Annotated in this window: 10 protein-coding genes; 6 read left to right on the top strand and 4 right to left on the bottom strand. The window is 37.1% G+C overall.

Translation table 11 applies throughout. The features are described from left to right. From ABDZ97_RS12965 to ABDZ97_RS12950, 4 genes are all read left to right on the top strand, one after another. Nucleotides 1–902: RHS repeat domain-containing protein (locus ABDZ97_RS12965; protein ID WP_343788346.1), on the top strand; the 902-nt coding region annotated here is incomplete at its 5' end. A gap of 1,261 nt (nucleotides 903–2,163) precedes the next feature. Continuing rightward, on the top strand, nucleotides 2,164–2,637 hold the full coding sequence (locus ABDZ97_RS12960; RefSeq protein WP_343788344.1) for a hypothetical protein: 474 nt from the start codon (nucleotides 2,164–2,166) through the stop codon (nucleotides 2,635–2,637). Nucleotides 2,638–3,334: 697 nt separating this feature from the next. Further along, nucleotides 3,335–3,679 carry a hypothetical protein gene (locus ABDZ97_RS12955; protein WP_343788342.1) on the top strand — a complete coding sequence of 115 codons (345 nt, stop codon included), beginning with the start codon at nucleotides 3,335–3,337 and terminating at the stop codon, nucleotides 3,677–3,679. Between the two features lie 176 nt (nucleotides 3,680–3,855). Continuing rightward, nucleotides 3,856–4,614 carry a hypothetical protein gene (locus tag ABDZ97_RS12950; RefSeq protein ID WP_343788340.1) on the top strand — a complete coding sequence of 253 codons (759 nt, stop codon included), beginning with the start codon at nucleotides 3,856–3,858 and terminating at the stop codon, nucleotides 4,612–4,614. 156 nt (nucleotides 4,615–4,770) lie between these two features. On the opposite strand, the gene ABDZ97_RS12945 is transcribed toward ABDZ97_RS12950, so the two are convergent. From ABDZ97_RS12945 to ABDZ97_RS12935, 3 genes are all read right to left on the bottom strand, one after another. Further along, nucleotides 4,771–6,498 carry a T9SS type A sorting domain-containing protein gene (locus ABDZ97_RS12945; RefSeq protein WP_343788338.1) on the bottom strand — a complete coding sequence of 576 codons (1,728 nt, stop codon included), beginning with the start codon at nucleotides 6,496–6,498 and terminating at the stop codon, nucleotides 4,771–4,773. A gap of 123 nt (nucleotides 6,499–6,621) precedes the next feature. Next, nucleotides 6,622–7,077, bottom strand: a complete 456-nt coding sequence (locus tag ABDZ97_RS12940; RefSeq protein WP_343788336.1) for a GNAT family N-acetyltransferase — start codon at nucleotides 7,075–7,077, stop codon at nucleotides 6,622–6,624. Beyond that, entirely contained in the window at nucleotides 7,064–8,128 is a 1,065-nt protein-coding gene (locus ABDZ97_RS12935) for a CaiB/BaiF CoA transferase family protein (RefSeq protein ID WP_343788334.1), read from the bottom strand. Before ABDZ97_RS12935 ends, ABDZ97_RS12940 begins: the two co-directional genes overlap by 14 nt. Before the next feature lie 166 nt (nucleotides 8,129–8,294). On the opposite strand from ABDZ97_RS12935, the gene ABDZ97_RS12930 reads away from it, so the two are divergent. Both ABDZ97_RS12930 and ABDZ97_RS12925 read left to right on the top strand, forming a co-directional pair. After that, a complete protein-coding gene (locus ABDZ97_RS12930; RefSeq protein WP_343788332.1) occupies nucleotides 8,295–10,397 on the top strand; it encodes a Tex family protein in 2,103 nt (700 codons plus the stop codon). Nucleotides 10,398–10,435: 38 nt separating this feature from the next. Further along, nucleotides 10,436–12,028, top strand: a complete 1,593-nt coding sequence (locus ABDZ97_RS12925; RefSeq protein WP_343788330.1) for an ArnT family glycosyltransferase — start codon at nucleotides 10,436–10,438, stop codon at nucleotides 12,026–12,028. Here ABDZ97_RS12925 and ABDZ97_RS12920 read toward each other — a convergent pair. Next, a complete protein-coding gene (locus ABDZ97_RS12920) occupies nucleotides 11,984–14,986 on the bottom strand; it encodes a DNA polymerase III subunit alpha (protein ID WP_343788328.1) in 3,003 nt (1,000 codons plus the stop codon). The two genes, ABDZ97_RS12925 and ABDZ97_RS12920, sit on opposite strands and share 45 nt — an antisense overlap. Between the last annotated feature and the right edge of the window lie 2 nt (nucleotides 14,987–14,988).

Here is a 14,988-nt window from a genome sequence, read left to right as displayed (position 1 = left end):
ATGGTAATTTAGAACCGTTTGCGCATAAGCGGGTAGACGTGGTACACACGGATCAACGTGGAAATAAACGGTATGAGTTGACTAACCATCTCGGCAACGTCCTTGCCGTCATAAACGACCGGAAAATGTGGAATGTTACGGATGGTAACTACGACCCTGTACTACTTTCATGGAGTGATTACTATGCGTTTGGTATGACCATGCCGGGTAGAAATGGAGGAGTGGATTACCGCTACCAGTTCAATGGGATGGAACACGATGGCGAACTGTCTGGGAATGGAAATAGTTATACTACCGAGTTCAGGCAATATGACCCGAGGTTGGGTAGGTGGAAGTCGTTGGATCCGAAAAAACGATTATTTCCGAGTGTAACTCCATATAATTTTGTTTTTAACAATCCAGTTATCCTGACTGACCCTAAAGGTGATTGTCCACCATGTGCATGGGCAGCGTTGAGAGCTTCAGCTCCAAGCATTATTGCTTTGTTTGCAACTGGAGCTACTATTTCGGTAACTTTGCAATTCACGACTCATTATGCTTTAGAAGAGGATTTTATTAAGGCTTTCGGGAAAGTCGATTGGTTCGATGTAGGTATAGATGGAGCTATAAATGTTGTAACAGGAAATGCATCTTCACTTTCAGTAAATTTCGTTGATGCAGTTCCTTCACAAGATATAAACATAACTGTTCAAACTGTTGAGAGAAATTATTCACCCGCAAACCCAAAAACAGATTATGTTCCTTTAATGAATCCATCCCCTGCAGATGTACTAAAAACAGAACCATTAATACCTTCAGATATACTCCCTGTGAGTATTAAGGATATGGGAATACAAAATAACAACGTGAAAAAAGACAAAAATGGTCAAAGACCAGAAAAAACACCAAAGCCGAGATTCTAATAAACGATATTATCGGCAAATATTATTTTCACTTATATTTTTTTTAATGGTGATTATAATAGGATTCTTTGTTAAGGATGAAATTAAGAAAGACCGTGAATTGTTAGAACAATATGGAATTGAAGGTATCGCAGTTGTAACTGAAAGATATTTCGTTAGAAGATATTATTCCAAATATAAGTTTAAATACAAAAATAAAGTTTATCAGGGTACATGTAATCATATGCTATTTGTTGGAGATACTATCGACATCATTTTTTACCCAAAGGACCCGTCTAATAATAGAATAAAATTCAAATGAAAATTAAATCGTTAATCATTAGTATTGCAATAACAGTATTGTTAAATGTCATTCTTTTGTTTTTATTAAAGAAGAATACGATTGACATGACTTTGATTATTATTTCAGGTATAGTGTTAGTAGTAGTATACGAAATAAGTTCTCGTATTGAAAAATAGGGAGTGGGGGAGGAGGCCTTTCTCCCCGAGTTCTGTAAAAATACTATGATGTTTAAGAGAGGCTATAACGTGGGGTGCCGCTAAGGGTAGTGTCTCAAACTATCACCTGACGAAAAAAAAATGTATGTTTATTGGCTTTTTATCAGATGATTCAGAGATATACTCAAAGTATCTAATAAATTGGTTCGTTGGGATTGGGTTATTGATTATAACTTTTATGGTTCATATATTTCTCGAAAGAAAAATTCCATCCGAAAAGGAAAGAGACATTAAGTAAAAACTTATGAAGAAGTGGTTTAATGAAGTAAATTTTGGTTATTCAACAAGCATTTTTTTTATTGATTTGTGCATGTTCTAATCCAAAGTCATTTATTGGAAGCATTGACTAAAAAGTACTAACTGGCGATATGGATGCAAAGCATGTAGAGTTCAATTTCAGGAAGAGTATAGTGATAGAACCTGGCTTGCGGAAACTAGCACGAATATTGTTTTTACTTAAAGAAGGCAATGCCTACATTGTTGGTGAGCTAATTGTTTCAACCGAAAACTCTACGGTTTCAAATTCATTAAATTCTTTTCTTAAATGGAATTTATAGTTTATAATAAAACCTGAAAATTGAAAACAAAACTCACAAGGAGTTTGATAAAATAACTAATCTATTTAAAGGTGTAATAAATGGTAAAGCAAGTTTTACTGTTAAGTTAGTAGGTGGAGAAATGATTGATGGTACTTAGGATGTTATTAATCAAACTTATTCTATTAGGGGAGTTGTAGAACACCTTACTTTAGATCAAAAAGTAGATGAAAAAGAGAACTAAGAATAATAAAATTATGAATTTTACGAAATTATTTTCGTTTGGAACTGCGCCATTAATGTTATTTCTATTGTTGGCACCAAGCTTATTCATCATACATTTGTTCTTCTTCCTAGTATTATTTTTTACTTTTAATTGGGTATTAGATGTAGCTTTAATTATGTTCATGATATACCTCATTTGGTATAGTCGAAAAAATGGAATAATAAAAGTTAATTTATATCAGGATCATATAGAAGTAATTCATTTTTTTTGGTTTAAATCTGTATATGAATATACAGATGTTAAAGTTATGAATGAATTTAAACAAGGTTTTTTACCTTATGAGATTATTGTCGTTAAATTAAAGCAAAATGAGTATAAAAAGAAGAAGATTCATTTTTACTGTCCTGAAGATAAAAGGATTGAATTAGATAAGTTTTTTGAAACAAAGGGACTTCGTATTAGACCACAGCCCTAACTATAAGTGTTTATCATATTTGATAATGAAGGTTTATTGAAAAGTATCTCAATAGTAAAAAAAGGGTTACGGTTACATATAGTGGGACACTTGATGATACAAAAGAAATGAGAGAAAGTGATTTTGGAGAAAAACAACAGTAACTATACTATTTTTAACCACTCCAAGTATTGGATAGGTACAGTTATCATAGTAATAATTTTGCTTTTGGGGCGAGATTTTTCTTTAGAACTGTACTTAAAAACATTAAGTTTATTAATTTTATACGGATACACATTAATTTATATCATTCGATTTGCTTTGGGAATTCTTCTTGAAAAACGAAGGATCCTCAAATTAATTTATGCAATTACTCCAAAAGTATTAGTTATTGATTTAACGCTAATATTAATATCAATAATTATAAACCATATATACAATATGGTATCCTTTTTAAAAGTTTTTAACCAAATAGTTGGTTTCTCGTTAGCAATAATAATATGCTTTCTTGTCTATATTAATGTATGGTTTACTGTTTCTTCTGGGAATACATTGGGAGCTATAAGCACATTCCCAGTAACTATAGAACACTCAGTTATGAGTGTTTCCTGATTTGCATGTAGTCGTGTTCTCAGAACTAAATATTCGCGTTTAAATTTTATAACGGGTAACAACTTCTTTATGATACCTCTTAAAAAAGCCTTAAAAGAGTCTGGAAATGAAAATAAATAAGCAGATTAAATGGGGTGGTTTGTTAGCACTCTTTATTGTTGGTGTTGTAATTACACGCTATGTAAAAAATATCAGACAAGACAATTTACTGGAAGATTCAAAACAGACGACAGCTATTTTTTTTGAGTCAAATTTTGTTTATCGAACCGGTTACATATCTCACTTTAAATACAAAGTAAATGGAAAGAAATATGAATTAAATCAACCGATGAAGATAACTTCCCTTGAAAAAGGTGACACGGTCCTGATTGAGTATTCAATAAAAGATCCATCAGTGGCTAAAGTGGTGGATCTGTATTATATGGAGAAGTATAAACATTTGAGGGATTAGTAGTGGGTAGTGTGCTTAATGTGTGGAGGGCTGAAACATTGAAAAAGATGTAATTCGAAAAAGGTAGTAAAAATTGGAAAAACCGTTCGGATTGGTACAACGCTATTTGTATAATTGTTCTGGAAGTTCTTTAGGGAAGTTATCTGTATCGATCTTCTGTTTATAAAGAGATTATAATGAAGAATGCTTTTGAAGTAGAAATAGGGAAAGACTACTATTATAAATTTCGAGATATAAGTTTCGATATTAAAATAAGAGGAGAACAAATTAAATGCAAAGGAAACCAATTGTACATTAGATGTTTTGTACCAATTGATTTTAGTGATGCTAATGATGGTGATGAATTTGAATTAGGTAATGATTTTACCCTTCTTTCAGTATTAAGAATTAATAAAGATAAGGAAGAGGTTAAAGTCGAAGAATTGGAATCTGCTCAAAAAATAATTGGAGATCTTCGATTTGAAGGTTATCCACGAGAGAAAGGTCAAAATAAATGGATCCCCGTTTGTGTCGTTAATAAACCTCGATATGTTAAAGATATTGATCATATGATTGATTACAGCTTTTTAGCAAACCAACCTAATGCGGTTTTGAATAAATGGCATTTATATCATAATGCAGGTTATTCATCAAGTAGTAAAGGAGGCGCAGATGAAAAAATTATATGGAGAGAAGGTCTACTAGATGAATACGAACTTATACAACCATATTATGACAATCTATTAATAATATATAGAATAATCATTTTTCTAATTCGAGAAAAGTTAGAAGAGCGTAATTTAAAATTAACTGAAAGGGAGTGGGTAGATATTTTTAATTCAGCATTGAAAAAATTTTCCAGAATTAAAGACTTTTCAGAGTTACATTGGAATTTCATGCACATATACACTAGGTGGTGTGGTTTAACAGAGGGGGAATATTATAAATGGCATTAAATTCCTTTCAATACTCAACAAAAAAATAAAAAGTAGAAGAAAGAAAATATAAAAACTTTCAGAGATAGGACATGTATTAATCGTTATCAGATAAAATAAACAAAAAAGCGGTGTGAATTTATCACACCGCTTTTTGTATTCAATAGACAGTTTATTCTATTTGTTCACAACAACTCTGAAAGTTGAAGCTTTACCATCTTCAAAGTTCATGTTGAATGTGTAAGTTCCATTTGTTAAAGAACTTAAGTCAACGCTAAGTGTTTGTGATGCATTAAGAGTAACATTTTCTGTAAGTACAGTTCTTCCTGCTACATCAATAACTTGTAGAGTTGCAGCTCCTTCAAGGTTTTGTAATGGAATAGTAATAACATTCTTAGCTGGGTTAGGGAATGGAGTAACCTCAACCAAATCGTCCTGATGAGCTAAACCTACTGTCGCAGCATCAATGAACTTGGCAGCAATTGCCGGAGTTCCATAGTAATCAGTAAATCCAAGACCAAAATCAGTGGTCTTGATTAGCATATAAGGCTGACGGTTGATGAAATCAATGTTTCTGTAATAATTAGTATTGCTGTCAAATGAGAAATATACATCTGCATTATCACTTTCTGCACAGAAAATGTAACGTGTGTTATCTTCAAGTAAGATAAAGTCTCCATCCGCATTTCTAAGTGTAGTAGAAACATATTCTCCACCTACTTCTCCATTGTCAAAACTATATTCACCATCTCCAACAAAAGTGATTTCAGCACTTCCGAAAGCAGGATCATCTAAATCATCAAATGGTCCCCATTGCCATACTGAAGTATATACATATTCCCCGGCAATTGACTCGTCTCCTGACTTTGAGATGGCAAAATCAATCCCATCAACAGCTAATCGTGACGCATTGGCGTCTGAGAATACGATACAAGCGGCAAAACTAGCTGCATCCTGTGCACGTAACCCGTCGCCGGCAATTAAATCCCCGGTAGCATCGACACGTGCATTTGCATACTTTTGATTATCGTTTATGTGGAACGAAGTAATAACCTCATTGTCGCCAGGGTATTCATCTGCATTTCCTGCCAGACTGGTTGTGTATGTAATTGTATACAATCCCGGATCATAAGTTGTCATTGAAAATTCAGGAAGAGATACATATAAACTATCTCCTGAATCTATACTCAAAGCGGTAGCAGATTCGTTATATACTTCAGAACCTCCGAATTCAACTACCACATTAAAGATACCATCTGTCTGATCTATAGCTCCGTAATTGAATACCCATGCGGCAGGTACATACGAAAACTCAGAACCATTTTGTGCTAACAATGAAGGAATAGATGTTTTTCCTGTATGTACAATGTCTTTGTTGTAGATTCCAAAGTCGTAGTCAAACAGATTGAGTTTGTTTCCGATGAAAACTTCAACTGGATTTCCGGCATCAAGCTCAGCCCGGATCATTGCTCCTGTACTTTGACCGATCATGATGACAGGAACATCGACATTATTTCCATTCGTCCCTGCAGCCATCGGGATCGGTTCACCGGGTTCATTATTAACAATAATCACAGCAATTGCACCTGCTACATCCGCATTGAGAGCTTTATCTCCGAATTCACAATTTCCGCGATAAACAATAGCAACTTTTCCGGCTACATCTCCAGCATTGGAAAGAGCCTGACATCCTAGGGAGTCTCCGGCTGTACCATCATCTACAATTTCAACAAAACCCTGAACACGATTCGCAGGAAGTGTAAGATCAGGAGTTAACGCCCAGTCAGCAGCTTCGAAACTGTAATCTCCTTCTATCGACGCAGGATCGAGAACGTTGAAGATCACCTGAGCCGAACCAACTGTGGCTGTAACAACAGCCAATAAGCTTAGTAATACTTTTTTCATGTTTTTCGTTTTTGATTTATTGGACACTAAATTAAGGAAAAATAAAATCAATTTGAAATAATTGTAACCTAATTTTACCCTTTATTAAGAAGTGACAAGAGGTGAAAATGAGTTATGATCGGCTTATTTAAGGGAAGAAGGTAATTCTTTTTCCATCATAAAGTGTTGGATTTCACTGAATAAAAGATGAGATTTCTTGACGATTTTATAACCACCCCGTTGATAAAATGAGATAGCCTTTTCGCGTGCCTGCAATATGATTTTTGATTTATTTCTTTTAATTGCTTCCTTTTCAGCGGTGTGTAGTATCTTGTAGCCCAGTTTTTTGCCTTGAAAACAATTGGAGATTGCCATAAATCGGAATTGGTTAATAGCAGGATCTTCAGTAGAGTCCATTCTGAGCACTCCTGCCATTTCACCATTTACAAATAAGGCGAAATGAGTAGCCTGTGCATCAGAAGAATCTTTTTCTGAGCCACGTGGTTGCTGCCAGGGTTCTCTTAATTCTTTATAGCGAATTTCATAATAATTTTCCCATTCTTGCTCATTTTGGGGAGAGCGTATTTCAATAAGATCCATAGGTAAATGCGATTCCGGTGACACGTTTAGTAAGACGACCCTCTATTTTTTCTTCCCGAATTAGTTTTTGAGCACCTTCCTCTCTAAACACTTCGCGCAGATTTTTTATGATAGCGCAGGGAACAAATACTTTTCTTAGTTCATTATTTAAGGTCTCTGCCTGCCACAGTATTACTTTTTGTTGAATCAGTTCAGCTAATTCAAAACGATGATCAACCCGAACCTGGTTATTGATAAATCGCTTGTCTTTCAATAACTCTTTTGCTTCGAGTACGGTCACTAATTTCTCAAAATGTATCTGGCTTCCGATGGCAAATGTAACCTCTTTGTCATCCTTCGTTTTAAAGAGTTCACCGTAAGGAGCAATATTGGGGTGAAGAGAACCGATACGCTGAGGAATGTGTTTATTCATAAGATAGTTGGATGCCTGATTGACCAGACTGCTAATAGCTGCGTCATAAAGCGAAACATGAACGACTCCGCCTTTTCCTGTACGTTGACGGTTGAGCAATGCAACAAGTAGACCTTCTTTCAGATGATGGGCGGCAAGTACATCTATAAAAGCTACAGGCATTTTAACTGGTCCGCTTTCGGGAGTTCCATTCATAGACATGTAACCGGTTTCTGCCTGTAAAATTAAATCATAGGCGACACGATCCGACTCTTCTCCGAATCCGGAAATTTTACCAATCAATAGTCCGGGATTGAACTGAAGTAATGTCTTATCTGTCAAATTAAATTTTTCCTGGTCTCCCTTCTTGAAGTTCATTAGTACGATATCAGCCTCTTTTATCAGGTTAAGAGCTTCATATCTATCCTCTTCTTTTGAGAGGTTTAGCCGGATGTATGTCTTATGGTAATTAACACTTGAGAAATAAGCAGAAACGGAACTATCCGGTCTTTCTGTTGGAAGTTTCCACGAACGGGTTACGTCCGGATGCTCAGGGTGTTCAACCTTCAGAACTTCAGCTCCGAGCTCTGCAAAGAACATTCCCACATGTGGTCCGGCAAGAACCGTTGCCAGTTCAACGACTTTTAATCCCTCGAGCATAAATTTCTTTTTTACAAAAATTGCAAAAATGCAGAGCAAAGACAAACATCTTAACAAATAGTATAGAAATACTTTTAGTCTCGCTTCATTCGCAAAGTGATACGTGAAATTTAGCGTATATTTAGCGGCTGTTATATTTTTTCATTCAAATTTTATACGTTCGGTAATGACTAATATTGAATTTATCCGCTTGTCAATCGCTGTTTCACCCAAACAAATTTCTGCCACAATTGATTTGCTTACTGAAGGAGCAACGGTTCCTTTTATTTCCCGGTATAGAAAGGAAAGAACCGGAGGGCTGGATGAAGTTGAAATTACGACTATTCGGGATGCTTTAAAAAAGTGGAATGAACTGGTTGATAGAAAACAAAGTATTCTGTCAGCCATTGATGAACAGGGATTGTTAAGCGATGATTTGAAAGTCAAAATTGAGAATTGTTATTCGACTACGGAGTTGGAAGACCTGTATTTACCCTATAAACCCAAGAGGAGAACAAAAGGTCAGGTAGCGAGAGAGTTAGGGTTGGAGCCGTTGGCAAAAATGATCATGTCACAACGAGGTGGTGACCCGGATGTGATGGCAGAGCGCTTTGTGAATCATGATGTTCCTGATGTAGAAGATACAATAGCCGGAGCAAAGGATATCATTGCCGAATGGATTAATGAGAATACGTTTGTACGTTCGAGATTACGACAGTTGTATGAAAGGAAAGCCGTATTGACTGCTGCTTTGATCAAAGGAAAAGAAGAGGAAGCGCAACTGTATAAGGATTATTTTAAACACGAAGAAAAATTGCAGCGATGTCCATCTCACCGTTTTTTAGCGATTATGCGTGGAGCAAAAGAAGGCTTTTTACGTGTAAAAGCCCAGCCGGATAAAGAAGAAGCTGTCGAAATTATTGAAAGAGCAGTTGTAAGAGGGAACGGTAAAGATGCTGATTGTGTTGCTGATGCGGCTAAGGATGCTTACACAAGATTACTTTCTTCTTCTTTAGAAAATGAAGCATTAGCAGAAATGAAACAAAAGGCGGATGAAGAAGCTATAGGCGTTTTTGCGAAAAACCTGAAACAATTGCTTTTGGCATCTCCATTGGGTAGTAAACGAATTCTGGCAATAGATCCTGGATTTAGAACAGGCTGTAAAGTCGTCTGTCTGGATGAAAATGGAAGCTTACTCCATAATGAAACGATTTATCCGCATCCTCCCCAAAAAGAAACAGGAAAAGCGGCTTCGAAAATAAGCCAGTTAGTTGAGACGTATAAAATTGAAGCGATTGCGATTGGTGATGGAACTGCCGGAAGAGAAACGGAATATTTTATCAAACAGATTCGATTCAGAAATGATGTACAGGTTTTTGTTGTGAGGGAAGATGGAGCTTCGATTTATTCAGCTTCTTCGATTGCAAGGAAGGAGTTCCCCTCTTTTGATGTAACGGTAAGAGGATCTGTTTCGATAGGAAGGAGATTAATGGATCCTTTGTCTGAATTGGTGAAAATTGATCCTAAGTCGTTGGGAGTAGGTCAGTACCAACATGATGTTGACCAAAAGAAATTAAAAGAAGCGTTGGATGATGTGGTCATCTCTGCTGTAAATAGTGTTGGTGTGGATCTAAATACGGCTTCGCCCTATTTATTGTCGTATGTTTCCGGTCTGGGAATATCACTTGCTGAGAATATTGTGAAATACAGAAGTGAGAATGGTGCTTTTGTTAATCGGAAAGAGTTGAAAAAAGTACCGCGATTGGGAGAAAAAGCGTTTGAGCAATGTGCGGGATTTTTACGGATTAGGAAAGGGGATAATCCATTAGATAATACGGCTGTTCACCCTGAATCATACGGAATTGTAGCTTCTTTTGCTGCAATGAAAGGTAGTAGTGTAGAGGAGTTATTGGGGAATGAGAAAGTACTGAAAGAATTGGAAAATACACAGAATCTTACATTTACAGAACATGATATTTTGAATGAATTGAAAAAACCGGGAAGAGATCCGCGAAAGACAGCTAAAGTTTTGGAATTTGACAAGTCAGTTCGGACGATAGATGATCTTTTTGTTGGTCAGAAGTTACCCGGTCTGGTAACCAATGTGACGAATTTTGGAGCATTTGTTAATATTGGAATAAAGGAAAACGGATTAATTCATAAATCACAGCTTGCAGATGTGTATGTCGAGAATCCGGCTGATTTTATAGCATTGCATGAACATGTAGAGGTGGAGGTGCTGGAAGTGGATAAAAACAGGAAAAGGATTGGGTTAAAAAGACTTTCCTGAAGAAAATACTACCTTAGCTAAGTAATTACTCTGTAAAGATGAAGAAGATGTATACCTGGTTCAAGAATTACCCGAATGTATTGTTTTTCTTTTTTGTTGCTGTAATGACAGTGTCCTACTATGACGGTGTTCTGGAAAAAGAACCCATGAACATGCATTTGTGGCGACAGACAGACTGTCTGTCTTTAGCTCGTAATTATGCCAATGGAGCAGCTTTTGCAGAACCGGAGATTGATATATTACTCGCAGATAAATTAACTACCGGAAAAACGGCCGGAGAGTTTCCCGTTTTGTACTATCTGGTAGGAAAAACATGGTCAGTTTTTGGGGAATCGGTTATGCTGTACAGAGTGTTTTACCTTTTAATTTTGTTGGCAGGAGTATTTGCTTTTTTTAGAACATTATTATTGCTCAATTTTGGAAATTTCTGGTCTACAGTATTGAGTTTATTATTATTTACCTCTCCTGTATTTGTTGTGTTTGGAGTAAGCTTTCTAACAGACGTCCCCGCTTTTTGCTTTATTCTGATAGCTTTTTATTTTCTTGTGCGATCCATCCGGATTCCCTGGGCAAAATACTCCTTGTGGTGGGCTGTGTTATTTTTTGCTTTGGCAGGGCTTATAAAAGTATCCAGTTTGATATTATTTGTCTTTTTGGGTGCAGCTTTCCTTATCGAATTACTGGGGAAAAAACTGAGTGAAGGAGGAAGGGTTTTTCAACGCCCCGGAGCTACTTTTATTGGGTTCGGAATAGTGATTCTGGCTGTCTTTTCATGGTATTTTTATGCTTCGTATTATAACGAACAGCATCAGTTTAAATACACATTTAACAGTATATACCCTTTGTGGTTAATGGATGAAGCAGGGTTAGCCAAATTGTGGGATGGGATGAAAACAACGACCACGATTATTTTCTTTAGTCGTCCCATGATCGCCCTTGTAGTATTGCTTCCTCTTGTCAATTTATTGTTCTTCCGAAAATTACCATTGATTATTTCCTTGGGAAATATCTTTGTTTTTACTGGAGGGCTCCTTTATTTTCTGTTGTGGGCACCTCTTTTTGAAAATCATGATTACTATTACATTCCCCTATTGATTTTGTTTGTTTCTTCGTTTGTTCCGTTCTTTTACTGGTTAAAAGAACGAAAAGAGAAGATTTACAGGTCACCTGTACTAAAGATTCTTTTTGTACTGTTTCTTGGATATAATTTTATCTACTGTTTAAGTGTTGTAAAATTGAAAACCAGAGCAGCGGAAGGTGATTTTCCTGTTGTAGGAAATGAACAGTTTGTTGGAATGATGAGGTGGGTAAACTGGGATGTGTCTGCAAATTGGTGGCGTTACAAAGCGGTTCTTCCTGATCTTGAAAAGGCAGGGGTACAACCTGATGATAAAGTAATTTGTTTATCTGATTATTCATTTAGTGTGTCTCTTTATTTCCTGAATAAAAGAGGTTGGACAAATTTTATGCATTATTCATCAAGAGAAGAGATCGATCAACTAATTGATGCCGGAGCAAAATACTTGTTTATTACAGATCCGGCGCAGTTGGAACTTGATTATATTCAACCGTTTTTAGAAAAACCTTTAGGAGAGTTTAAAGGTATCCATGTTTTCACGCTTGCCGGATAAGACCGTTTCTTTTTCACTGTATCGGGGATCGTCGCAATAAGGGAGTTTAATCATCTGGCCAACTTCTATTGTGTAAACGCCAAATTCTTCTGTAACAATACCGGTTATTTTATAAATCCCATTTCCTCTGAAAGGATATCGTCTGGCAAATTCAGGAAAGTGAACCGTGTCAAAATAATTTCCATCCTGATCAATGAAGGTGCCAAAAAACATATTCTCGCCGTATGTGGTACGGGTACGTTTCGTAGTGACCAGATACCCATAACGACAGACTTTTAAACCACGTTTTCTGTGTAGTTGTTCAAAGGGGTGTATCAGAGGAGGGATTTTATCCTTTAGTAGTAGAAAGGGGGAACAGAGCGGGAAACCGAGTAGTTCCAATTGTTCGAAAGCTTCTTCTAACCGGTCTTCGTCCAGTGACGGAAGAGTGAAATCCTTTACAGGACTTTGAAATAATAAGGGTTGGTGTTGTTCGTCTTTTTTTCTGTTATGATACACGTGCGCTTTCCATAACAATTCTTTTCGGGACTCGGGAAAGTCGCGTAAACCTCCTATGCGAATTATTAAAAGTAGTTGTTCCAGCGGAAGTTGAATACGTTGTGTGAGATCTTTGAAGCTCGTAAAAGGACCGTTAGTTGTTCGTTCAAAAAGTAGCCGATCAATGACTTTTATTTCAATGCCGGACACCAGTTGAAAACCAAGATAAATAGTCTTACCCGAAATAACACTTTTATAATCTCCGTAATTCACAGAAGGTGGTTCTATTGTTGCCCCAAGTTTTCGGGCTTCGTGTACATAAAATTCCGTTCTGTAAAAACCACCAAAATTATTGATAGTGGCCAGCATATATTCAAGTGGATAATAGGCTTTCAGGTATAAACTTTGATAACTTTCTACGGCATAAGAAGCGGAGTGTCCTTTGGAAAAAGCATATCCGGCAAAGCTCTCTATCTGCCTCCATACTTCCCGTATGATCTCTTCGGGGTAGCCTCGTTTCAGGCAGTTTTCCCTGAACGTTTCCCGGATCTCATGGAACTCAATCCGGGAACGAAATTTTCCGGACATCCCTCTTCGGAGTACATCCGCTTCGGCGAGTGTCAGACCGGCAAAATGGTGTGCCACTTTTATAACATCTTCCTGATAGACCATTACTCCGTATGTTTCGGGCATGATTTCGGCCATAACCGGATGCGCCTCTTTTCGTTTTTCAGGGATGCGATGACGAAGTATATACTCCCGCATCATGCCGGATTGAGCAACTCCCGGGCGGATAATAGAACTGGCAGCAACTAATCCCAGATAGGTATCTGTTTGTAGTTTTTTTAGCAACATTCGCATCCCGGGTGATTCTACATAAAAACAACCGATGGCTTCTGCATTTCGGATAAGAGCTTTGATTTTTTCATCGTTTTTAAAGACATGTACATCGTGAATATCATGCGGAGGATTTTGAGGTTGGTTTTCCCGTATGATTTCGAGAGATTCACTGATCTTGCTTAAACCTCTTTGGCTGAGGATATCAAATTTAAATAAACCGACATCTTCTGCTTCCAGCATGGAAAATTGGGTTGTCGGTAATCCTTTGGGAGGTAAGAAGGAAGCCGAAAACCAGGTAATGGGCTTTTCAGAAATGACAATACCTCCTGCGTGAATACTTAAGTGTGAAGGGAGTCCTTCAATTCGTTTGCTATACCGTAAGACAAGGTCGGATAATTTGTCTTGGGCAACATATCCGGGATCAGACGCCAGTGTCTCAATTTCTGACTTGGGAAGCCCGAATACTTTTCCAAGTTCACGTAGTGTTGCTTTGTATTGGAATGTACTGTAAGTTGCCAGTAGTGTGGAATGGGGGAAACGTTGAAATATATAACGGATAACATCGTCCCGGTCTTTCCATGAAAAATCAATATCAAAATCAGGAGGGTTTTTTCTGTACAGATTAATAAAACGTTCGAAGTAAAGATCAAGTTCAGACGGATCTACATTCGTAATGTGAAGCAGATAAGCAACAATACTATTCGCCCCGCTTCCCCGTCCGACATAAAAATATCCTTTTGATCGGGCATATTGAATAATATCCCATGTAATCAAAAAATAGGAAAGAAAGCCTTTTTGGTAAATAACCTCGATCTCGTTTTTCACACGCTTCCTGATTTCATCATTCGCTTTTGGGTAACGCTGTGTGATTCCTTTTTGAGTAAGTTGAGTGATGAGTTCAAGATCCTGTTTTTCACTTCCGGTATAGGTCAGTTGATTCTGAGGGCTTACCTGTTCACCAAAACCGAAAAACAAAGAACAGGAATCAAGAAGTTGTTGAGTACGCTCAAAAATAGATGGAACTTCTTGAAAGCAGAGTTGAAGCTCCTTAATACTTTGGAAGGTATCAGATTCAAGAGCCTGCTCTGAGCTAGGAAGCATAGATAACAAGGTGTTTTTATCTATGGCGCGCAAAAGCCGATGAGTATTAAAGTCCTGCTTGTTCAAAAAGGTCATGGGTGCGAGGATGACCATACGCTCAGTATCCCCGGAGTAATTAGACCATTTAATTTTGTTCAGATCAGATTTTCCGATTCCTATATACTCTTGTTCAGAAAGTTTCCGCCTGGGAAGATTTGTTGTGGGATAAATGAAAAAGCAATGTTGTAATGCCGGTGCTTCATCGGGAAAAGGTTGACCATTCTGTAGATGTTGACTCAGAAAGTGATTTAGTTCCTGAAATCCCCGATTGTTTTTCGCCAGTCCGACGTATTTTTGTCGTATTCCTTCTCTGAAATCTATTCCTGCGACAGGTTTCACTCCCTGTTCCTGCGCAATTCGTACAAATTGCAGTATAGCAGTTGAACAGTTGATGTCCGTAAGGGCAAATGTGGTATATCCGTTCTGTTTCATCCAGCGGATCACGTTTTCAGGAGAATGAATTCCGTAACGTAAACTGTAATACGAGTGAACATTCAACATGT

The sequence above is a fragment of the Wandonia haliotis genome, from assembly GCF_039523435.1.
Classification (GTDB): Bacteria; Bacteroidota; Bacteroidia; order Flavobacteriales_D; family Crocinitomicaceae; genus Wandonia; species Wandonia haliotis.
This window is presented reverse-complemented; position numbering and strand designations above follow the sequence as displayed.

Excerpts from the sequence above, each read along its gene's own strand:
- ABDZ97_RS12945 (WP_343788338.1), bottom strand. The coding sequence starts at position 6,498 with ATGAAAAAAGTATTACTAAGCTTATTGGCTGTTGTTACAGCCACAGTT.
- ABDZ97_RS12925 (WP_343788330.1), top strand. The coding sequence starts at position 10,436 with ATGAAGAAGATGTATACCTGGTTCAAGAATTACCCGAATGTATTGTTT.
- ABDZ97_RS12955 (WP_343788342.1), top strand. The coding sequence starts at position 3,335 with ATGAAAATAAATAAGCAGATTAAATGGGGTGGTTTGTTAGCACTCTTT.
- ABDZ97_RS12950 (WP_343788340.1), top strand. The coding sequence starts at position 3,856 with ATGAAGAATGCTTTTGAAGTAGAAATAGGGAAAGACTACTATTATAAA.
- ABDZ97_RS12930 (WP_343788332.1), top strand. The coding sequence starts at position 8,295 with ATGACTAATATTGAATTTATCCGCTTGTCAATCGCTGTTTCACCCAAA.
- ABDZ97_RS12920 (WP_343788328.1), bottom strand. The coding sequence starts at position 14,986 with ATGTTGAATGTTCACTCGTATTACAGTTTACGTTACGGAATTCATTCT.
- ABDZ97_RS12960 (WP_343788344.1), top strand. The coding sequence starts at position 2,164 with ATGAAAAAGAGAACTAAGAATAATAAAATTATGAATTTTACGAAATTA.
- ABDZ97_RS12935 (WP_343788334.1), bottom strand. The coding sequence starts at position 8,128 with ATGCTCGAGGGATTAAAAGTCGTTGAACTGGCAACGGTTCTTGCCGGA.
- ABDZ97_RS12940 (WP_343788336.1), bottom strand. The coding sequence starts at position 7,077 with ATGGATCTTATTGAAATACGCTCTCCCCAAAATGAGCAAGAATGGGAA.